Source organism: Streptomyces sp. NBC_01335 (assembly GCF_035953295.1).
In the GTDB taxonomy this organism is placed as follows: domain Bacteria; phylum Actinomycetota; class Actinomycetes; order Streptomycetales; family Streptomycetaceae; genus Streptomyces.
Map to the genome: position 1 here is coordinate 3,578,226 of NZ_CP108370.1, position 21,332 is coordinate 3,599,557.

A 21,332-nucleotide genomic window follows, 5' to 3' on the forward strand; every position below is an offset into this window, starting at 1 on the left:
GTACACGCCCGCGTGATGTTTGTCATGGCGCCCTTGCCCGCGACGGAGGGGTGCATCGCGCCGGATCCGTGCCAGGACGCGGCTTATGACTGCGCATATGACTCCGGCGCGTCCCCGGGCGCCATTCCGCTCCCGGCCCGCCGAACGCTATGGTCCCGATCTGGCAGGTCGTCGATCGTCGTCCCGCCCGCGCCCTCGGGGGGAGGGAAGGAACCCGGAAACCGATGCCCGCACCCGTACCTCAGCAGCGAGCCGTACCCGCTGCGGAGACCACCACTGGAGCCGACCTCACCCTGTTGGTGATCCAGGACGACCCCACGGGCACCTTCTCCCTCCCGGACCTTCCCGCGGCGGCGGGCACCCGGGTCCGGGTCCGTACCGCCCGCAACCTCACCGAGGCCGGCCGGCTCCTCACCGACGACGTCGACTGCATCCTGCTCGACCTCTCGCTGCCCGGCGGCTCCGGCGCACGCGCCACGGCGGACGACGGGGGCGGCTCCGAGCGCGCCGACGAGCTCGCCGCGCTCCTGCACGTCCTGCGGATCGCGCCCCAGCACGCGGTGCTCGCGCTCACCGCCGAGGACGACGCGGAGCTGGCGGCGGAGGCGGTGCGCGTCGGCGCCCAGGACTACCTCTTCCGCGACGAGCTCGACGCCCGGCTGCTGAGCCGCGCCATCCGGTACGCCGTGCAGCGCAAGCGCGCGGACATCACCCAGCACCAGCTGACCGAGTCCCGGCTGCGCGCCCAGGAGAACGCCCGCCTGGAACGCGGCCTGCTGCCCACCCCGCTGCTGGACGGCTCCAACCTCGGCTTCGCCGCGCGCTACCGCCCCGGCCGCAGCCGCGCGCTGCTGGGCGGCGACTTCTACGACACCGTCCGCACCCCGGACGGCACCGTGCACGCGATGATCGGCGACGTCTGCGGCCACGGCCCGGACGAGGCGGCCCTCGGGGTGGAGCTGCGCATAGCGTGGCGGGCCCTCACGCTGGCCGGGCTCTGCGGGGACGAGCTGCTCTCCACGCTCCAGCAGGTCCTGGAGCACGAGCGGCAGAGCGAGGAGATCTTCGCGACGCTCTGCACCGTCGACATCGCGCCGGACGGCCGTCGCGCCGGGCTCTGCCTCGCCGGACACCCGGCGCCGCTGATCTCCCGGGCGGGGCGCACCGCGCGCCTGCTGCCCTTCGAGGACGGCGGACCGGCGCTCGGCCTGCTGCCGCGCGCCCGGTGGCCCCGGCGCCAGGTAGAGCTGGGCGGCGCCTGGCACCTGATGATGTACACGGACGGGCTCATCGAAGGCCGCATCGGCGAGGGCAACCAGCGCCTCGGCCAGGACGGCATGGTCGCCATGGTCGACGAACAGCTCGGCCGGGGCCTGCGCGGCGAGGAGCTGCTGGACGCCGCCGTCTCCCGGGTGCGGGAGCTGAACGGCGGCGAGCTCACCGACGACGTGGCCGTCCTGCTGCTCTCCCGCGACCGCGACAAGGACCGCGACCGGGACCGGAGCAGGGACCGCGACCGTGAGCGGGACCGGACACGCAAACGGGGCAGGCTCGCCGTGCGAACCCACCCCGTGCCGTCGGCCGTCGCGGCCGCCGTACCGGTCGTACCGGCTCAGCGCCCGCCGTTGTAGGGACCGTACGGGCCGTCGCTGCTGGACCCGCCGCGCCGGTTGCCGCCACCGGTCACCGCCTTGAGCGCGGGCCGTACGTCCACCAGGAACACGATGGACCCGACCGTCGCGGCGAGGATCAGGAAGAGCATCGGTACGAAGAGGTTCACGGCCACCGCGACGGCGAGCAGGATCACCCAGAATTTCTTCGTCTTCTTGTCGGCCGCCCGGTAGGCGTCCTCGCGCGCGATGGACGCGAAGACCAGGGCCACCACGGCCAGAGCGAGCATGAGCAGGTACAGCAGCTGGATGACTGTGCCGAATCCGCTGAGCAACATGATGTGCACCGCCTCGTCGTGGGTGAGCGCCTTCTGGCACCTGTGGCAACCGTACCGGGACGGCGAACGGCCAGGGGCACGATGCCCGCTCCGCGCCGGAACACGCCCGTACCGCCCTGACGGGGCCGGTCTCCTGGCCGGACCCCGGGCGGGCCGCGCCTTGGGGCGCGTTGCGAAAGTCCCGCCCGACCGGCTCCGGGGCGGGTCCCGCCTGCGTGGCGGCCCGCCCCGGCCCGCTCCGCTACTTCGCGGGCGGGGTGGACTTCTTCGCCGCCGCCTTGCGCGGCGCGGGCGCCGGCTTCGCCGGGGCGGCCTTCGCCTCGGCGGGCTTGGCGGCGGGAGCGGGCTTCGCGGCCGCCGGGGCCGGCTTGGCCGCCGCCGGCTTCGCCGCGGGCTTCGGCCCGGTGGCCCCGGGCGCCACCTTCGGCTGGGCGGTCCTCGGCTCGGCGGCCTTGGGGTCCGCCTCCACGACGGCGGCGATCTCGACGATCTCGTCGGCCGCGTCCCCGCGCCACGCCTTCACGCTCTGCTCGCCGCGCTCGGCGACCTTCTCGTACGCCTCCCGGGCCCGCACCGCGTACTCGGCGGCGACGCCCAGGCCGCGCAGCGCCAGGTCCTGAGCCGTCTCGCCGAGCTTGCGCAGGTCGGTGTCGAACGAACCGATCACCTCGGTGACCTTCGCCTGGACACTGGCCTGCGCCTCGCGGGCCTGCGTGGAGACCTTCTCCTGCACGGCCTTCGGGTCGGTGCTGCGTACCGCCTCGAACCGCTCGGGCGCCTCGGCCCGCAGCTGCTCGATCAGTCCCGGCACCTTGCGCGCCTGCTCCACGGCGAGCTCGGCCGTACCGGCGGCGAAGTAGAGGGGGGTGGGGTCGGTGAGGGTCTTGCGCAGGTCATCGGTGATGGCCATGACTGTGGTCCTCCCGGATCAGAGTTCGTTGTGAGGGTCTGCGGAATCTGCGGAGTCCGCGGCATCGCTGCCGCCGGTCGTACGGGGTGCGCGGGCGCTCCTGGCGGAGCCGTCGGTCGTCCCCGCATCGCCGGGTCCTTCGCCGTCCGCCGTATCGGTATCAGCATCGGTATCAGCAGAAACGTCCGGATCGGGGACATAACCGTTCTCCCGGCGGAACGAGTCGTAGATCTGCAGCAGCACGTTCTTCTGCCGCTCGTTGATCGACGGGTCGGCCACGATGACCGCCCGCGTCTCCAGTTCGTCCCGCTCCCGCTCGTCCAGGATCCCGGCGCGCACGTACAGCGTCTCGGCCGAGATCCGCAGCGCCTTGGCGACCTGCTGGAGCACCTCCGCACTGGGCTTGCGCAGGCCGCGTTCGATCTGGCTGAGATACGGATTGGACACCCCGGCGGCATCCGCGAGCTGCCGCAGCGAGAGCTGCGCGCTGCGCCGCTGCTCGCGGAGGTACTCGCCCAGGTTGCCGACGTTGAGTGATGCCATGGTTCGATGATGCGTCGAGGGTGCTAACAATTGCAAGCGGTTGCTTGCAAAAGTGTGGTGCGTGTTGCGTGACGGTCGATGTGACGCGCGGCAACAGCTGTCCGGTCCGGTGATGTGTGGGCAGTCCCGCTCGTCTCCGGGCAAGAGGACCACCACTGTTCGGCCGGAGACCCGCTGGTTGACCTTCACCTTGGGGGAAGCCACAGCATCGGTGGGGCCGGGCGAAGTGCTCGGCATGAGGAGGAGCGGGCATGGGGTTGCTGACCATTGGGACATTCGCGAAAGCGTCCCGCCTGTCGCCGAAGGCGCTGCGTCTCTACGACGAGCTCGGACTGCTGACCCCCGCTCGCGTCGACCCGGTGACCGGCTACCGCCGCTACGCACCGGAACAACTGGACCAGGCCCGGCTCGTCGCCTGGCTACGGCGCCTGGGGATGCCCCTGACTCGCATCCAGCACGTCAGCATGCTGGAATCAGCCGCGGCAGCCCAGGAGATCTGCTCTGCTCCGACGGCCTGTCGACCGTCGTGCCGACCGAAGAGATCCACCGGGTGCTCTCCGAGATCAGTGAGCCCGAGCAGGCGGTCCGCGAACTCATCGCGCTCGCCAACGGCTCCGGCGGCCCCGACAACGTCAGCTGCGTGGTCGCCGATGTCGTGGAGCTCCAGCAGTAGGAGCGAGCGGCATGCACTTCGAGTTGCACCAGATCCGCTCTCAGGAACTCATCCGTGAAGCCGACGAGTACCGACTCGCCCGACAAGCCAGGAGAGCCAAGCACGCTCCCCGACCCATGGCCGCCAGCACCTCGCAACCGACGCCAAGGCGTCTGCCGGCTTGGCTACGCGCGTGAACCACCACGCGGCCTACGGTTGAGCGGGACACTGGCCGCCAACCTGTCCCACCCAACCGTAGGCAACGCAGTTCAGAGCCTCACCCTGCCCACAGCCTTCTGGGACAGGACACGGCAGATGCCGTACAGCCCCTAGGCCGTGTCTGACAATTCGCGTCGGATCAGCGGGCGGTGTCCGGTGCGGTGCCTCGCAAGGCGGAGGACCGCCCGCGTACTGGATGTACGCGGGCGGTCCGACAACACCGCGAGGTGCCGTGCCGGGCGCCGACCGCCCGGCGGGAATTGTCAGACACGGCCTAGGAACGCACCGCATCGAGGATCTCTCCCACGATCTCCAGGGCGGTCGATGCCGTTTCCAGACCCTTGAGCGTGTCCCTCAGCCGCGTCGCGAACCGTGCGACACGTGCGGGGTTCGGGGCCGTGCGCTCAAGGGCCTGGGCCAGGGCCTCGTGGTCGCTTCGGACGTCGTCGTCCTGTTCCCGGGTGAGGTGCGCACCGAGGTGTTCGATCTCGTCGGTGAGACGCTCAAGCAGGCTCCGGAGGAGCGCTTCCCCGTCACCGCTCGCGCCCCCGCCGCGCTTCTCCTCCGGACGCGGGGCGCCGCCCGACGCCTGCGCACTTCCCCTCGCCCGCAGTTCGGGGACGGCCGCGCTCAGCGCGTCGCGGAGCTCCATGACGTTCCGGAAGCGCGTGCCGGGGCGCAGGCTCAGCCCCCGGCCGACGGCAATCCCCAGGTCCCCGCACATGAGCAGCTCCGGGCCGTGCTTGAGCGACTCCTCGTCCCCAAAGGGCAGCGCTCCCGACGGGTGCAGGAGGCGGTACAGAATCGCCGTCAGCGCGAAGGCGTCATCGGCCTCGGAGCGCTCGGCCGGCATGGCCTTGAGAGCCTCGGGCAGCCGATAGTCCGACGGCCCCGGCGCCAGCAGGGGCTTGCCGTGCGCCATGTCCAGGCCCGCACCCCAGCCCCGTACGTACAGTTCGCTGTCGTCCGCCCCGCGCAGCACGAGGTTCTCGGGCCGCACGTCCCCGTGCGTGAGCCTCCTCGCGTCCATCATCCGGCAGAGCGTGTCGCAGGCGTCGACGATCCACCGGGTGGCTTCCACGGAGCTGATCACCAGGGCGCCCGTCAACTTGGCCGTCAGCTTCTCCTGCAGGCTGACGCCGTCCACCTCATGGAACACCAGCCACTCTCCACAGGGAGGGAGAAGCTCGGGAACGCCTTCGACATGCTGCACGGAATCGGAGTAGATCTCGTAGAAGCGATCCAGCTGGGGACCGCACCCCGGGTGGAACTGGGCGACCAGCGGCTGCGGTCTCCCTTCGTGGGCGAGATGGCGCGTCTTCGGACGGCCCTGTTCGTCGAAGCGCCGCTGGACGACGTAGCCCTCGTCCCTGAGCGGCTGTTCCTCCGTCGGCCAGGCGGGGCGGGGGTCCGCCTCCCAGCCAAGGCTGGGGCGTTCCGTGCGCGGAGGCCTCCGCGTCTCCAGCCACTTGCGCACGATCGGGTTGACCCACGCCCAGTCGTCCTCCCGCTGGACGAGGATCCCGAAGTCCCGGAGCCCGTCCAGGTCCCTGACCTTCGCGGTGGCGAGCGAGGCCCGGACCGCCGTCACGAGCGGCTCCTCCTCGATGAGCCGCGCGATCTCGTGCAGGAGCGACAGGACATGTTCCCGGGTGCCCTCGCCGTAAGGGTCGAGCAGCCCGATGACGGCGTCGTCCTGGTCCACCACCCAGTCGAACGCCGCGTCCACCAGTTCCGCGCTCACATGGCTGCGCTGGCTCTTCTCCAGCAGCTTCAGGACCTGCGCGCCGAGCATGTGGATGTGCTGGGGATGGCCCTGAGTGAGCTCCCACACCCGCTCCGCGGCCTCGTCCATCACCTGGACAGGCTCCAGGAATCCGAGGTGGAACGCCTGCCGCGTGGCGTCGTTGTCGAGCGGGCCGATGACGTACGGGGTGGTGAAGTCCTGCTGGAACCGCGTGTCTTCCAGCAGATCTCGAATTCCCTGGGTCGTCGCGGCGCCGCAGAACAGGAGACCCACCCCCACCCGCTCGTTCTTGAGCCCGCGCAGCTGGGTCAGCACAGGATCCAGGTTGTCCGACTTCCTCAGCCGCCTCAGCAGGCGCTGGAACTCGTCGATGACGAGCAGCAGTCCGACCGTCTCCTTGGGCCACAGCTGTCGTCGGACGCGGACCCACCAGTTCACGAAGTCCAGCGGGGTTTTACCTTCGGGCATCCCGATCGCCGGCGCACGGTACTCGAAGGCGTGGTCCACCGCGAGCACGAGAGCCTGGGCGATGTCGGTCATCAAGAGGCCGCCGGAGTCCTCGGTCATCTCGGCGTTGAGGTAGACCGGGAAGACTTGTGGAATCCGCCACTTGCCCGGGGGCGGCAGGTCGTGGGACCCGGGGGCCCGCACCTCGCTGAGCTGGTACGCGATGGAGGTCTTCCCCGCCTGCCGCGAGCCCGTCATGAACAAGGTGCCCGCGTGGCCGCGCAAGGCCTTCTCGTAATGGCGTGCCAGATCCTCGAGCTCTTTGGTGCGCCCCACGAACATCGCGGGATCGACGCGGTCGCTCGGCTTGAAATGCGCGGACAGCCGCTGGTCCGGCGGATAGTTGCTCACCGGCTGGGTCAAGGTCGTGGGCGGCAGCGGGCCTTGGGGAAGTACCCCCGAGGCCGTGACCTTCACCTCCTGGTGTTCGCCGGTGAGGAGGAGGAGCCGTGTCGCCTTGGCACCGGCCTCCATTCTGTCGAGCCGAACCCAGCCCTCCGGACCCGCGCCCTCGATTCCCAGCGTGATCTGCGAGACGGACTGGAGCGCGGTGATCTCCGCCTTGACCTCCACAGGGCCGGAACCCAGCCGGGTGACCCTCAGCAGCCTCAGTTCGAGCAGGCGTCCCTCTCCGTCGCTCTTCCTGCTCAGGTGATCTCGCGCCGCGTCCTCCCAGGCGGCGTTCAGTGCGGCGGAGAGCAAGGACGACGCCTCTCGCAGCCTGCGTGAGATGAGGTTCTCCGACAGCAGCGCCTGCAGTCGCAGGTCGGCCTCGACCCGCCTCGCCTTCTCGACGGAGTCCCGCGTCGCGCTGCCGGTCAGAACGGACAGCGCGTCCTCGCGCTCCAGCTGGGTGGCGACACCGGCCCACAGAGTGCGCAGCAGTTCCAGAGACTCCGCGTCCCGTGGGCCGGCCTCTTCCCTCAGCTTCAGCGAGGCCGAGGCAAGCCCCTCCGAAAGTACTGGTACCTCCCTGGCGGCCACTTGGGAGACGAGCTCCTCGGTCCCGGGTTGCAGGGCCTGGGGCTCCTCTTCCGAGGACAGGGTGTCGGCGTAGTCCATCGCCGCCTCCTCGCCCACCTCGACACCGAGCTGGAGAAGGGTGACCGCGGCGTACCGGTAGCCCTCGGCGAACCTGACCTCGTCGCAGAAGGTTCTCAGCCCGCCGAGAACTCTTACCCGCTCTTCCAAGCTGGGCGCCTGCTCCGCGAGCGCGCGCCACTGCGTGAACGCGTCCCGCACCAGTCCATGGCGTCCGAGCAGCTCCGCGCAGTACTGGTGGGCGTCGCGCGTCACGCTCTCGCCGCGGGCGCCCGTAGTCCTGTCCTTCAGACAGTTCCGGACGAAACGCAGCAGTCGCTCCGGATCCGTCGCCAGGCTCTCCGTCACGCGCTCCAGGTGGGCCCGGCCGAGAGGGGAGAGGGTCACGTCGTGGAGGGCCTCGGGGATGTCCTGCTCGATCGCCCACGTGACAAGATCGTCCAGGCCCCCCTGGGGCCGGCGCAGCTCTTGGAGCGCCTGCAGGTGGAGCCCACGATCCCGCTTCCGTTCGCGGTGGGCCAGCACGACGGCGAGGGACAGGGGCAGGTCCGAGGTACCGGGCGGCCGGAGGCGCGCGAACTCCAACAGCAACTTCGCCGCGACGAGGGGACGGTGGCCCAGATGCGCGATCAGGCCGGCGTGGGCGAGGGCCTCGTCCACGGAACCGTCACGGACGGTCCGGAAGAGTGCCAGCAGTTCGCGGGCATGCGCGTACTTGTTACGGGCCGCGGCGATCTGAACCTGCAGGCGGACACCGTCCGGGAGATGTCCCAGCACTCCGGCCACCACATCGGCCTCGTCGTACTTCTCCCGCTTGAGCAGGCACACCACCGTGGCCCGCACCAGCAGGATGTTCCTGGGGGCCTTCCCGAGGAGCAACTCGCTGAACAGGGTCGCCGCCCGCTCCCAGTCCTCCGCCGAGGCGGCCTTCAACGCGGGTCGCGCCTCGTCCTGAAGCTCGTCGGACAGTCCTTGGGCGAGCTGCCCCCAGTCGACCTCCGGCTGGAACCAGGTCAGCGCCTTGCTCTGGAGGGCGTTCACCTCGGCCCCGTACTCGTGCACCAGAAGCTGGACCGCTTCGGCCTCCGACACCTGCGGATCCTTGACCTTTCCCAGGATCTTCCGGCTGCCGAGCGGCAGTGTCTGCCGCCGGTCGACGACGCTTTCGCGCAGGATGGCCGCCTCGACGGAGGTCGCGTTGCGGCGCAGCGCGAGGTCGGCGTAGCGGATCAGGGCCGGTGTGTCGTTCTGCCGTTGTGCCAGCTTGGCAAGGCTGAGCTGCAGTTCGTACTTGGAGTATGGCTGGTGGTGGCGCTCAAGGAGGTCGCGCAGTTGCCGGTCCCGCTCCAACTCGCGGGAGATCCGGACCGCCGGAGCGAGCAGCGCGCTCTCCGCGCGGGTGTGGTCGATCCACGTCACCAGGAGTTCCCAGGCCTCCTGCTGGTGCCCGGCGGCCTCCAGGACTGCCGCCATCTCGGCGGCGGCCTTCGGGCTGGGGTTGGCCAGGATCGAGAAGAGAGCCCGCATCGTGGCCACGTAGCGGGTGACGTTGCCCTGCGGCCCGGCCTGCATCGCCCTGCGCACCGCGGTGCCGGCGATGTAGAACTTGTGATTGTCCGGCGCACTGCGAAATTCGGCGATCCGGCGTGCCGCCAGCCCCTCGGGGCTGTCACCGGCCGTGCGGGACTCCGTGCCGGAAAGGCCGTCGGGCGGGACGCCCCTGCCCCGGACCGACGGAGCCTTGGACCCGGCGGGGGCAGGCACGGGCCTTCCCAGGGACGAGAACAGCGCGGTGAGCACGCGCAGTTGTGTCTCCGTGTACTGCCGGGGGGACACGCGCGCGTAGTAGGTGAAGGCGGTGGCCGCCTCCTCCAGGTGGCCGGACGCCGCGTACGCGCAACCGAGGTTCCAGGCCGCGCTGGCACCCAGCCAGTACATGGTTGACACGCTGTCGTAGAGCGCGATGGCCTCTTCAGCACGGCCGGCGCGCACCAGGGTCCCCAGGGCGTTGCCGAGCGCCAGGGACTGTCCCCTGCGGACCGCTCGCACCCAGGCGTCCGCCACGACCGAGGGATCGGAGTCCGGCGGCAGCCGCTGCGCCTCCAGGATGGAGGGGTTGCTCGCCTCGGTTCCGGCGATCTCTTGCAGATGGACATCCGGCACCAACGCCGGATCCGGTTTCCGCTTCGCGCTGGTGACACCCGAAGGCGGTGAGGGCGGATCGAATGCCTCGGCCGCCAGGCCCCCCCTGCGAACCGCCTCGTCCCGCAGGAACACCACGCGCGGAAGGCGGTCGGTCGGCGTCCACGCCACGGCGTCCTGGAGCACCCGCACCGCCGACCGGTGGTCGCCGCTGTTGATCAGCCAGAGAGCGAGATCGCGATTGAGGAACGAGTCACGGTGCCGGTTGACCATGTCGATCAAACGTTCGAGAGTCTTACGGTCCGGCACGGGAACCCGCTTGGCCCGGAGCTGCGAAGTCAGCATGATCACCGCGGCGGGCTCACGCCGCGAGGCCCACTCGGCCGACTCCAGAACGACCTGGAGTCCCGCGGTGTCCAGTTGGGCCGAGAGGTAGCTCTCCCATGCCGCGGAATCGTCGGCGTCGGACAGCTGTAGGGCCTGTCCCGCAGGTACGGACGCGGTGTTCTTCGCCTGTCCCGGTCCGGCCGACGCCCTGCGCAGCCTGGTGACGAGCGGCGCCGTCCAGCCGACCGTCGCGCCCATCTCCTGGGCCCGGTCCAACCGCTGCTCCGCGAGCACGAGGTCGCCGGCGTCCAGTGCGTTACGGGCGAGCTCGAGGTGATGGCGCCAGGTCACGGCCTCAGCCGCCTCGATGCGATCGACGGTCCTGCGAGCCGCGTCGAGGTTGTTCTGCTCCCGGTGGATGCGGAGCAGCAGGAACGCCCCGGGGGATCGCGGATTCTCCGACAGCAACCGGTCCAGGCCTGCTGCGGCCTCCTCCACCCGGCCGGACGCGTGGAGGCGCTTGGCCTCTTCCTCCGGATGAGGGGCCGCCGAGGTCTGAGCCGGTACGGCGGGGACGGCTTGCGGAGGTGCCTGACGAACCCCGTGGAGGTACTCGAACTCCTCCATCCCCTGCCGCTGGGACGGCTCCATACGGCCGGCCAGGACCGCCTTGAAGACGACCAGGGATTCGAGGGCCGACTGTGCCTGGCCGACCTGGGCGTAGGCGACCGCGACGTTCCAGGCCGCGGTGGCGTTGACGTACTGGTGCGGTCCGAACCGGCGGTAAAGACGCAACGCGTCCGTCGGCCTTCCCGCGCTCACGGCCCAACCCACGGCGAAGCCGAGGACGGAGGAGTTGCCCACCTCGAGCGAGCGGGCGTACAGCTTTGCCTCTTCCGCGGGCGGGCGCGGCCCTGCCTCCGGGAGGGCGGTCTCGGCCGGATCGCCCACCCGCTGGTACGGCCGTACTCGTGGCTTCAACAAGTGTGCGCCCAGGACCGGTTCGGCGGTGACCACGCCTTCGGGCGGCACGGGGGGATGGCCGAGTCGGAACACCTGCTCGGCGCGCTCGGCCTCGCCGAGAACGCGCAGGGCGTCGAGCTGCAGTTGCCAAAGGACCGGGCGCAGCACCGGACGTCCCCGCTCGAGTGCGGTGTCCGTCAGCGCGACGGTCAGGTCGGGCGCGACGTGCAGCAGGTCGCCGGCGGCGCTGACCACGTCGTCCAGCAGCCCGGTGCGGCCGAGTCGCCGGACGTCCTCCTCCACCTGGCGCCGGTCGGGAGCCTCGTGGTCCGGCGCCCGGAGGGCGGCCATGATCCTGGCCGGCAGACCCTTGTCATGGGCGCCCTCCAGGCCCGCGGACGGGGTGTCGTCCGTACCGGCCGGCGGCTGAGCGCCGACCGGAACGGCCGCCCCCTGCCGCGGCACCGGCGTCCGCACGGCCGCGCCCTCGGGCGGCCCGTTCTCCACCGTCCTCGGAGCGGGGAGGGCCCGCTCGGCCTCGCCGACGTAGGTCGCGGCAGCCTTCAGGTCGCCGCGTTCCAGGTGCAGTTCGACGGTGCTCAGGTGGAGCAGCACCGCTTCCTTCGCCTCCACCTCCTCAACGTGGGCCATGGCCTGCTGGAGGGCGGCGACCCTCACCTCCACCGCCGTACGGCTCGCGTACTCCTCCAGCATGTCGAGCCCCTCACGGGCCTCGGACAGGTCCCCTCGGTCCAGGGCCTGGAGGATCAGACTGCGCAGGTCTTCTCCCTGACCGTCAGGGTCCTGTGCCAGCGACTTGAACAGCGCCTCCGCCTGCGCGCGGATCTTGTAGATCGGCTCCAGGGCTGGGCGAATCGTGTCGGCGGGCACGCCCGCTCCCTGCGCGCAGAGGGCGATCAAGTGCCGGTGCTCCGGAGCCGCGAGCGACAGCGCCTCGGCAGCCACGCCGTTCACCCAGCCGTCGTCGCTGTCGGTACGGCGCGCCTCCAGGTCCGGTGAGGCGAGGAGCATCGCCTCGACGACGGGTACGAGGTCCGGGGCGAGCTCGTCGAGCGGCGGCGCGGGCAGGTCCGGCCCCTCCCAGGAGTACTCGTTCGCGACCTCCAGCAGCTCCCGCACCAGCGTGCAGACCTCCGTCGTAGCCTTCAACAGGAGTGGCCAGCGCTTGCCGTTGGGCGGGACGGGCGGGAGCTTCCCGTGACGATCGGCGTTCACGTGCGAGATGAGCGTCTCCGCCGGGTGCTCGAGCAGACCGTGGTCGTCGGTAACGCCCCGGCTCACGTCGTGCAGAACAGCCTCCACGGGCTTCACGAACAGAGGGCCCGTGAAGGTGTGGTCGACGGCTGCGAGCCGGTTCGCCTCGGCGCTCAGATGCTCGGCCCTGGCGCGCAGGACGAGTGACCCGGTGATGCGTCGCATGACCGCGTTGTCGCGCTCCAGCGCCTCCTGCAGAGGCAGGCGCACGGGCTCGGGCAGCGCGCGTCCCGCGTAGAAGTAGCGCAGGCTCGTGCGTCCGGTCCAGGCGATCGACGCCCAGTCGAGCAGTTCGGCGAGGGCGTACTCTCCCGCCGCCGCCGCACTCCGGCCCAGCCGGGGCAGCAACAGCGCGTGCGGAGGGGGGCCCGCAATCCGGCCGGAGGCCGGGACGAGCACCGACGACAGCATGGTGACCCGACGGTGCAGGAGCACCGCGAACGGTGCCACGCCCTTCAGGACCAAGGGAGAGTGGACACCCTCGGCGTTGCGACTTCGGCCGGACAAGAACAGTTCGAGGTCCCTGGAGACCGCGGAAGTTTCGTTGGGAACCATCACTGACTCGCGACCCCTGTGGTGCGTATGCCTATCGAGTGACAGAGGGCCGGAACTCTACCCGTCCCGGACCCTCCACAGGGCTCCTTTGCCGCCAACTTCACCTCTCCGTAGGCATTTTGCACGGATCAAGCCATGCGATGGCCGGTGTCTTCCGATAACCGCCGTATTCGCGTGGCGCCAGTAGACGTGCGCGGCATCGATGTCGACAATGAGCCAAGTCATGGCCGTCAACGCCCATCGAGCCTGTGCCAGCGCACGGACCTCCGAACCTCGCCGCAAGGACGCACGGCATGAAGATCTTCATCAGCTGGTCGGGAGAGACGGCGCGAAAGTGCGCCGAAGTGCTCGGGAGGGAACTTGGACATCTCCACCCCGAGATGAGGGGCTTCGTCTCGTCGCTGGGCATCGTCAAGGGACAGAGGTCGATGGAGAGCATCGCGGCCCAACTCCGGGACGCCGATGTCGGAATCATGTGCCTCACGCGTGAGAACCAGCGGAAGCAGTGGATCAACTACGAGGCAGGAGCCCTGTCCAGGCGTACCGACGAGGACAAGGCCTACGTCCATCCCTTCCTCATCGACATGCCACCGGAGGAGATCTCCGGCCCTCTCAAGCAGTTCCAGGCGACCGACTCCTCCGTTCGGAGGGAGGTCTTCTCCATGATCCAGTCCCTCCACGAGGAGTGCGAGAACCCGTCCACCCCCGAGGAGCTGAGAAGGCGATTCGCTGATTTCTGGCAGCGGTTGGACAGGGATCTGCGGGACATCAAGAAGGGAATGCCGACGACGGAGACACCAGTGCGGGCAACGCCCGAGGACCTCCTCGGCGAACTGGTCGGTCTCGCGCGCGACCAGAGCCGGAGGATCGGTGCGCTGGAGGAAAAGGTGAGCGCCCTCGGTGCCGCACCCGTAGCCGTACCCACTCCCAGGACGACTGCCGGAGAGCCGCTTCCGCGGGCATCCGCCGAGGAGGACAAGACGACGGAGCATACGATCGAGGGAGTCCGCGAGATCGTAGGCCGCACCCATGTGGTGCAGGAGAACGCAACCGAGAGTGGAATCGCCGTGGTCTGCGACGCCGAAGGATACCGGCGGACCAACGAGAAAGCCGAGGCACTGCGGCGGCTCGCGAGCTGGAGCAAGATCCCCATCACAATCTCCCATGCCGAGGAATCTGTGGCGTTCGCCCCGCAGTAGCCGCTTCGGCGTCAATCGGTCCCCCTCCCGTTCGAGTCCGAGGAGTTCACCTGTCCACGATGATCGCCACGATGATCACGGCCCTGGCCAGTGTTCTGATCGCCGTGCTCGCCTACGCCCTGAACCAGCGCGGAGAGATCCGACGCTCCAAGCGCCAGGCTCACCTAGACCGGATCAACTCCCAGCTCAGGGACCTTTACGGCCCCCTCCTGATCCTCGTGGAGGCAAACGAGCGGACATGGGACGCCTTTCGTGAACGGCACCTGACACCGATCGAGGAACGTCGAGGGGCTGCTGGTCTCACCGAGGAACAGAGCCGCCTCTGGCGTCGGTGGGTGCTCACCGTGCTGGCCCCGACAGCGCGACAGATGCGCGACGTCGTCCTGGCCAACGGCGACCTGTTCATCGAGGACGAGATTCCCCAGCTGATTCTCGACTTCTGCGCCCACGTCTCGTCCTACGAGGTCACGATCGTCGAGTGGGAGGCCGGGGAGGACGGCGCCGTTCTGGTCCGGCATCCAGGGGCGGGCCTCGCCAGGTACATCCGCGACGCGTACCGGAGCCTCAAGTCGGCCCAGGCCGAGGTCCTCAGGGCCCAGGCATAACCGGCCCCGTCCGAGTCCCGCCATCCCGGTGCCCCGTCCGTCCCTCTGCTGGGCCTTGGTTCAGGACGGCTCTTCCACACCACCCGCCATCCGGGCAGCCTCGGCCGCCTGGCCAACGCCACGGTGTGCCGACCGGACGGAGGCTCGACGGGCTCTCTCGTCCGAGGTGCGTAAGGCACGTACGCTGCGGTGAGGACAAGGCCGCCGGAGGATACGGGACGTACGCTGCGTGGTGGGGACCAGGCCGCCGGTACGCGCTCCGCGACCGCGGCACCGTCCCCGCACACACCACCGGATGGGGGCGAACCATGCGGGCCGGGCAGGCGCGTTCCGCCGCGAGTGACTGGGTCCACCGACACGCCCGTTCCCAACCGGGCTACCGGGGGGCCTACTTCAGCGGTTCCACCGTGGGCCTCCCGGACGGGACCGAGCTGCCGCCCACCTCCGACGTCGACGTCCACATCGCCACCACCGCGGACGGCCGCCCCGCCGAGGCGGGCAAACTCCGGCACCTGGGCGCCCTGTTGGAGATCAGTTACGTCCCCTGGTCCGAACTGGCTTCCGCGGAGGCGGTGCTCGGCTCCTACCACCTGGCCGGCTGCTTCCGCACCGACACCCTCATCGACGACCCCACCGGCCGGCTGCGCACGCTCCTGGCGGAGGTCGCGCCGCTCTACGCCACCGCGCCCCGGGTACGCCGCCGGTGCGAGGACGCCCGCCGCCGGGTGGAGGACCGGCTCGCCGCGATCGACGTCTCGGCGCCCTTCCACGAGCAGGTACTGGGGTGGCTGTTCCCCACCGGCGTGACCTGCCACGTGCTGCTCGCCGCCGCACTGCGCAACCCCACCGTCCGGCTGCGCTACCCCGCCGCCCGCGCGGTCCTCGCCGACTACGGGCATCTCGGCGCCTACCCCGAACTCCTCGGGCTCCTCGGCTGTGCGGACCTGCCCGCCGAGCGCGCCCAGCACCATCTGGACGCGCTGGCCGAGACCTTCGACGCCACCGCGCGGGTGGCCAGGACCCCGTTCTTCTTCAGCAGCGACCTCACGCCCGAGGCCCGGCCGATCGCCGTCGACGGGAGCCAGGCCCTCATCGACGCGGGCGACCACCGCGAGGCGGTGTTCTGGATCGTCGCGACCTTCGCCCGCTGCCACACCGCCCTCGCCGCCGACACACCCCACCTGGCCGACGCCCACCGGCCGACCTTCCGGGCGGCCGTCGCCGACCTCCTCGGCATCGAATCCAGCGGCGACCTCGTCCGGCGGGCCACCGTCACCCTCCGGTACCTGCCCCGGCTCTGGCGCACCGCCGAAGCCGTCATGGCCGCCAACCCGGAGATCGCCGGCTGAGACACCAGGATCCGACCGGCCCGGCGGCCGGCCCCGCCTCACCCGGTGACAGCGGCCGTCCCGAACCACCGGCCCAGCCGCTCGTCCAGCTCCAGCTGCTCGTCGCCGACCCAGACCACGTGGCCGTCCGGGCGTACCAGCACGGCAGGTACGTCGAGTTCGTCGCTGCCGTCCACGACGTGGTCGACGCGGTCCGCCCAGCCGTCGACGGAGAGCCGGCCGGTCCGGTCGAGCAGCAGACCGCGCCCGGCGTGCATCAGGGAGTACAGGCGCCCCTGCTTCAGGGCCACGTCCCGCAGCCGCTTGCCGAGGAGGGGGTGGCCTTCGCCGACGTCGTAGCGGACGCCGATCGCGGTGATCTTCTCGATCAGGTGGTGGTTCACCTCCTCGAAGTCGATCAGCTCCGAGAGCAGCCGGCGCACCGCGCGGGGGCCGGGTTCGGTGGACAGCAGGACCATCTGCGCGCGGGTGTTGTCGATCACCTCGGCGGCGACCGGGTGCCGCTCGGAGTGGTAACTGTCCAACAGCCCGTCCGGCGCCCAGCCGTTGACCTCGGCGGCGAGCTTCCAGCCGAGGTTGAACGCGTCCTGGATACCGAGGTTGAGCCCCTGTCCGCCGGTCGGCGGGTGGATGTGCGCCGCGTCGCCGGCCAGCAGCACCCGGCCGGTCCGGTACCGCTCGGCGAGTCGGGTCGCGTCGCCGAAGCGGGAGAGCCAACGCGCCGAGTACGCACCGAAGTCGGTGCCGGCGTAGTGCCGGAGCCGCTCCTTGAACTCCTCCAGGGTGGGCCCGGCCGTACGGTCCTCGGCCACGCCCTCGGCGGGCACGATGACACGGAACGCCCCGTCGCCCAGCGGCATCAGCCCGAACCGGTGCTGCGTCTTGCGCACTTCGGAGACCACCCGGCCCACCTCCTCGGCGGACGCCGTCAACTCCAGCTCCCCCAGCAGGGTTTCTACCCTGGCGGGTTCGCCGGGGAAGCCGGTCCCGAGCAGCCTGCGCACCGCGCTGCGGCCACCGTCGCAACCGACGAGGTAGCGCGAGCGCAGCCGGGTGCCGTCGGCGAGTTCGGCGGTCACCCCTTGGTCGTCCTGGCTCAGCCCGACCAGCTCCTGGCCCCGCCGGATCCCGGCGCCCAGTTCGACGGCGCGCTCGGCCAGCAGGCGTTCCGTGGTGACCTGCGGAATGGCGAGTACGTACGAGTGCGCGGTGTCCAGGTGCTCGGGCCAGACCTTGCCGAGCCCGGCGAAGAACCCGCCGGACGTGACCTGCTTGCCGAGCCGGAGGAACCGTTCCAGCAGTCCGCGCTGGTCCATCACCTCGACGCTGCGGGCGTGCAGGCCCTGCGAACGGGACTGCCGGGTCGGCTCCGTCTCCTTCTCCAGCACCACCACCGCGACACCGTGCAGCCGCAGCTCGGCGGCCAGCATCAGGCCGGTCGGTCCGCCGCCGACCACGATCACGTCCGTCATGAACACCCCAATGAGCGAGAACAAGTGATGCCGGGGGTCTCCCGGCCGGGCCACCGGCGGCCGGGCATGCGGTCATGCGGGCACGCAGAGGCGCGGCCCGGTGCGGTGGAAGAGGCGATTGTGCGGGATACCGGGGGCCTTGCCGCAAGCCCCCCGGTGCGCTATATCTTGAGAGTGGCAGGAGGAGTCCCATCTTCCTGCCTTCGCTGTTTCCGCAGGCAGGAAGCCACTTCCGGCCGCACGCAGTCAGTCACCGGCGTCGTCCCCGGAGTCCCGCACTCAGTCACCGGCGCCGTCCCCGGCGTCGTCCCCGGAGTCCCGCACTCAGCCAAGGCCGCCGTCGCCGAGGGCCCGCACCCACTCCGTCAGTGCCGCGAAGTCCGCGTCCGTCAGGCCGAGTCGGGGATCGACGCGGTGGAGGAGCCAGCGCCCCCGGCAGTGGTCCGCCACCCAGCGCCGGTCGATGTCGGTGATCTCGTCGTCCACCCAGACGAAGGGGCGCCCGGCCGCCAGCTCCACGAGCGTGCGGGTCTTCCAGTGGAGGCCGCCCCGCTCGTCCGCGCCGTCCACGTCCTCCGGCCAGTCCACGACGGGCAGCCGGGGCAGCCCGAGCCAGGGCGCCAGGACCAGGTTGGCGTCCGCCATCCAGGTCGTCGCCCACACCAACTGGCATTCCAGCGCGAGGAGTCGGGGCCCGTACGCGGGGTCGATCCGGGTCAGCAGCGGGTTGTCGAGGTCCTCCGGCCGCCCGGTGCCCGAGCGGTACACCGGATACCCGCCGGGGAGCTCCCGCACCGTCGCCCCGAAGGGGATGAGGGGGCCGTCGACGTCGAGGAAGAGCCGGGGGGCGGGGCTGCGGACCGTTCACGCCCGCACGATAACCGCCCGGAGCGCGAAGGCAGCCCAGGTGGTGTCCGGCGGATCGAGCGCGCGCCCCGGTCAGGGTCCGCCGACCCCGGGCGGCGAGCTCGGCGCCCTTCTCCGTCACGGAGAGCCCTTCTCCGTCACGGAGATGATTCGCGCCCGCCGGTCCGGACGGCCGGACGGCGCTGCCCGGCCGGCTGCCCGACCACGCTCACCCAGCCGCCCGCCCACCTCTGCCGCCGCGTCCGCCACCACCCCCGCCACGCCCCCGCCGCCGGTCCCAGGTGAACATCCGGACAACGCCACGGAACGCCCGGGCGGGCGGCGAGGGAAACATGTCAGCCCCAGCGAATTTGTTCCCATCTGTTCGACGAGCCGGTCGTAGCCTGAGCCGACCGGTGGCCGCTCCGCCCCGGGGTTCCCTGATGAGGATGGTCGGATACGCATGCGCGGCGCGGACGGCGGTTCGTCGATACCCCTACGGCAGCGGGTCACGGGCCGGCTGCAGGAACCTCTTCCCCCGCTCGCCGGGATCGAGGCGGTGACCACCACGCGTGCCGGGCTCCCCCAGCAGGCCGCCGGAGCGGCGGGCGGCAAGCACGCGGCCACCCCCGCCCGGGCCGGACGCCGTCTCTACGCCATCGACGGCATCCGCCTGGCCGCCGCGCTGATGGTGGCCGTCCACCACTACGCCGGTACCGCCAGGGCCGACCGGCCGGGGAACCTCATCTGGGGCCGCCCGGCGTCCGAGCTGATGCCGACGGTGTTCCGGTTCGCCTCGTACGGCTGGATCGGCGTCGAGATCTTCTTCGTGATCAGCGGCTTCGTCATCTGCATGTCGTGCTGGGGCAGGACCCCCAAGGACTTCTTCGTCTCGCGGGTGATCCGGCTCTACCCGGCGTACTGGATCGCCATCGTCCTCACCACCGGGTTCCTGGCCGCCGTACCCGGCGTCTGGGAACGGCTCAAGCTGCGTGAGGTACTGATCAACTTCACCATGCTGCAGTCCGGTTCGGGGGTACCGAACGTCGACGGCGTCTACTGGACCCTCTGGTCGGAGCTCCGGTTCTACCTGCTCTTCCTGATCGTCGTCGCCTCCGGGCTGACGTACCGCAAGGTCGTGGTGTTCTGCTGCGTGTGGGGGGCCGTCGCCATGCTGGCGCCGGTCTCCCACTTCCCGCTGCTCGTCCTCGTCGCACAGCCCGAGGGCGCCTGGTACTTCATCGCCGGGCTCGCGCTCTACCTGATGCACCGGTTCGGCCAGGACCTGCTGCTCTGGGGCATCCTCGGCATGGCCTGGATGATGGGCCAGCTGGAGCTGGGGCACCGCATCGACCTGGTCGAGCACGTCTCCAGCTGGCGCGGCAGCGTGGTCGTCTTCACCGCGTTCCTGCTGCTCATGGTCGGCATCTCCCTGGGCCTGACCGACCGCGTCCGCTGGAAGTGGCTGGTCACCGCCGGGACGATGACGTACCCGCTCTACCTCACGCACTACGCGATCGGCACCACGCTGATCAACCGGCTGCGGGACACCATGGACCCCCGGCTGCTGCTCGTCGCCGTCCTCGCGGGCTTCCTCCTCCTGGCCTACGTGATCCACCGCTTCGTGGAACGCCCGCTCGCGCGCCTGCTGAAGCAGGGGCTCAACTCCGCCTTCGTCCGGCTGCGCACCGCCCGGGACTGACCCGGCGGCCGGTTCAGAACATGTCCGGGCACCACGGCCGGCGGGCCGTACGGAACGCACCGTCGGCCAACGCCGCCGCGCCCGGCCGGTTCTCCTCGATCCGCCCCAGGGCCACCAGCCGCTCCACCGACTCGTCACCGAGGAACACGGAGGCCAGGTCCCGTACGTCCAGGGTCAGGTCGGCGCTCCGGGTGTCCGGTACGCACACCGCGCCCTGTGGCGAGGCGTCCAGGCGGAAGACGCCGCCGGCGAGTCCGGCGGGGTCGCGTACGTCGAGGACGAGCGTGGCCTCCTGCCCGTACGTACGGGACGCGAGCAGGCGCGCGGTGTCGAGCACCCGCAGCCAGAGCCAGTCGGCGTGCGTGACCACCCGGGCGGCGCGCGGGTCGGGCAGCAGCTGGGGAAGCAGGTCGTCGGGGGCGCGGCAGCCGGTGCGGACCGTGGTGATCCAGTCGATCGCGCAGACGTACCGCCACAGGGCGCGCTCGCCCGCCGGGCCGGCCGCGATCAGCTGGCTCACGGTCGCGGTGTCCCGGGGCTGCTTGCGGTCGTCCCAGTTGTCGTCGGTGCGGTACGCGACCAGGCCCTCGGGCTCGCCGGAGGCGGAGCGGTACAGGGCGTAGAAGGGCTCGGTCCACTTGTCCAGCGGCGGTACGCCGATCCCCGTGTGCCGGTCCCACCAGCCCTCCTGGCGGCCGACGACGCCGTGCTGCCGGGCGGCCAGCCGGCCATGGATCTCCGGGCCCAGCTTCCGTACGTCCTCCGGGTCCACGAGGTCGATCCGGCCACCGCCCAGTTCGGCGTCGAGCGGGCCGTGCGGGTCCAGCCCCGCGCGGGTGAGGTCCACCTCCCACTCGGTGTGCGAGGTGGCGGGGCCGAAGCCGAAGCGCCCGTAGATCGGGTACTCGGCCGCGATCAGGGTGGCGGCGACCTCGCCGCGCTCCTTCGCCGCCGCGAGGTCCGCCGCCACCATCCGGCTCAGCAGGCCCCGCCTGCGGTGGGTCGGCGCGACCGTCACCGCACTGATCGCGTCCACCGTGACCCGGGCGCCGCCGGGCACCGTCAGCTCCTGGGCGAACGAACGGAAGGTCGCCACGCACCGTGTGCCGTCGAACGCGCCCCGCACCCGGGAGACGTCGATCTGCGGCAGCCTCGCCGCCGCCTCCCGCTCCAGGCCCTCCGTCGAGGACTGCAGGAACCCCCTTCGGACGGCCATCATCCATGCGGGGAACTCGGTCGCGGTGATCACACGTATGTCCAGGCCCATATGCCCACGCTAAGCGGCCGTTCCCGCCGTGTCGCCCGCATTTCCGGGGCCTCGAAGGGGCAT

12 protein-coding genes and 2 pseudogenes are annotated in these 21,332 nt (G+C 70.9%); 7 read left to right on the forward strand and 7 right to left on the reverse strand.

Annotation, left to right across the window (positions count from 1 at the left end; all coding sequences use genetic code 11):
* The first annotated feature begins 224 nt into the window (after positions 1-224).
* Positions 225-1,631: a PP2C family protein-serine/threonine phosphatase gene (locus tag OG599_RS15365; RefSeq protein WP_327176547.1), complete on the forward strand. Its 1,407-nt coding sequence runs from the start codon at positions 225-227 to the stop codon at positions 1,629-1,631.
* On the opposite strand, the gene OG599_RS15370 is transcribed toward OG599_RS15365, so the two are convergent.
* The 3 genes from OG599_RS15370 to OG599_RS15380 form a co-directional block, all read right to left on the reverse strand.
* Positions 1,613-1,948: a DUF2516 family protein gene (locus tag OG599_RS15370; RefSeq protein WP_327176548.1), complete on the reverse strand. Its 336-nt coding sequence runs from the start codon at positions 1,946-1,948 to the stop codon at positions 1,613-1,615. The genes OG599_RS15365 and OG599_RS15370 overlap by 19 nt on opposite strands.
* A gap of 241 nt (positions 1,949-2,189) precedes the next feature.
* A complete protein-coding gene (locus OG599_RS15375; protein WP_327176549.1) occupies positions 2,190-2,858 on the reverse strand; it encodes a hypothetical protein in 669 nt (222 codons plus the stop codon).
* Positions 2,859-2,876: 18 nt separating this feature from the next.
* Positions 2,877-3,401 (reverse strand): helix-turn-helix domain-containing protein, encoded by a 525-nt coding sequence (locus OG599_RS15380; RefSeq protein WP_327176550.1) that lies wholly within the window; start codon positions 3,399-3,401, stop codon positions 2,877-2,879.
* Positions 3,402-3,652: 251 nt separating this feature from the next.
* Here OG599_RS15380 and OG599_RS15385 point away from each other — a divergent pair.
* Positions 3,653-3,898: pseudogene (locus tag OG599_RS15385) on the forward strand (MerR family transcriptional regulator); the annotation flags it as partial.
* A 29-nt stretch (positions 3,899-3,927) separates the two neighbouring features.
* Positions 3,928-4,074, forward strand: a complete 147-nt coding sequence (locus OG599_RS15390) for a hypothetical protein (RefSeq protein ID WP_327180295.1) — start codon at positions 3,928-3,930, stop codon at positions 4,072-4,074.
* 472 nt (positions 4,075-4,546) lie between these two features.
* Here the strand turns inward: OG599_RS15390 and OG599_RS15395 are convergent, their stop codons facing one another.
* Positions 4,547-12,739 (reverse strand): hypothetical protein, encoded by an 8,193-nt coding sequence (locus OG599_RS15395; protein ID WP_327176551.1) that lies wholly within the window; start codon positions 12,737-12,739, stop codon positions 4,547-4,549.
* A gap of 383 nt (positions 12,740-13,122) precedes the next feature.
* On the opposite strand from OG599_RS15395, the gene OG599_RS15400 reads away from it, so the two are divergent.
* The 3 genes from OG599_RS15400 to OG599_RS15410 all read left to right on the forward strand — a co-directional run bounded on the left by OG599_RS15400 (position 13,123) and on the right by OG599_RS15410 (position 15,982).
* Complete coding sequence (locus tag OG599_RS15400; protein WP_327176552.1) at positions 13,123-14,028, forward strand: toll/interleukin-1 receptor domain-containing protein; 906 nt, start codon at positions 13,123-13,125, stop codon at positions 14,026-14,028.
* A 59-nt stretch (positions 14,029-14,087) separates the two neighbouring features.
* Complete coding sequence (locus tag OG599_RS15405) at positions 14,088-14,633, forward strand: hypothetical protein (protein WP_327176553.1); 546 nt, start codon at positions 14,088-14,090, stop codon at positions 14,631-14,633.
* Between the two features lie 308 nt (positions 14,634-14,941).
* Positions 14,942-15,982 carry a hypothetical protein gene (locus OG599_RS15410; protein ID WP_442809435.1) on the forward strand — a complete coding sequence of 347 codons (1,041 nt, stop codon included), beginning with the start codon at positions 14,942-14,944 and terminating at the stop codon, positions 15,980-15,982.
* Positions 15,983-16,020: 38 nt separating this feature from the next.
* Here the strand turns inward: OG599_RS15410 and rox are convergent, their stop codons facing one another.
* Together rox and OG599_RS15420 are read right to left on the reverse strand one after the other, a co-directional pair.
* Complete coding sequence (gene rox, locus OG599_RS15415) at positions 16,021-17,454, reverse strand: rifampin monooxygenase (protein ID WP_327176555.1); 1,434 nt, start codon at positions 17,452-17,454, stop codon at positions 16,021-16,023.
* Positions 17,455-17,778: 324 nt separating this feature from the next.
* Positions 17,779-18,300: pseudogene (locus OG599_RS15420) on the reverse strand (HAD domain-containing protein); the annotation flags it as partial.
* A gap of 463 nt (positions 18,301-18,763) precedes the next feature.
* Between OG599_RS15420 and OG599_RS15425 the strand changes: the two are divergent.
* A complete protein-coding gene (locus tag OG599_RS15425) occupies positions 18,764-20,002 on the forward strand; it encodes an acyltransferase family protein (RefSeq protein WP_327176556.1) in 1,239 nt (412 codons plus the stop codon).
* A gap of 13 nt (positions 20,003-20,015) precedes the next feature.
* Here OG599_RS15425 and OG599_RS15430 read toward each other — a convergent pair whose 3' ends face one another.
* The gene (locus OG599_RS15430) at positions 20,016-21,269 is read right to left on the reverse strand and encodes a GNAT family N-acetyltransferase (RefSeq protein WP_327176557.1); all 1,254 of its coding nucleotides are present in this window, start codon (positions 21,267-21,269) and stop codon (positions 20,016-20,018) included.
* Positions 21,270-21,332: the final 63 nt, after the last annotated feature.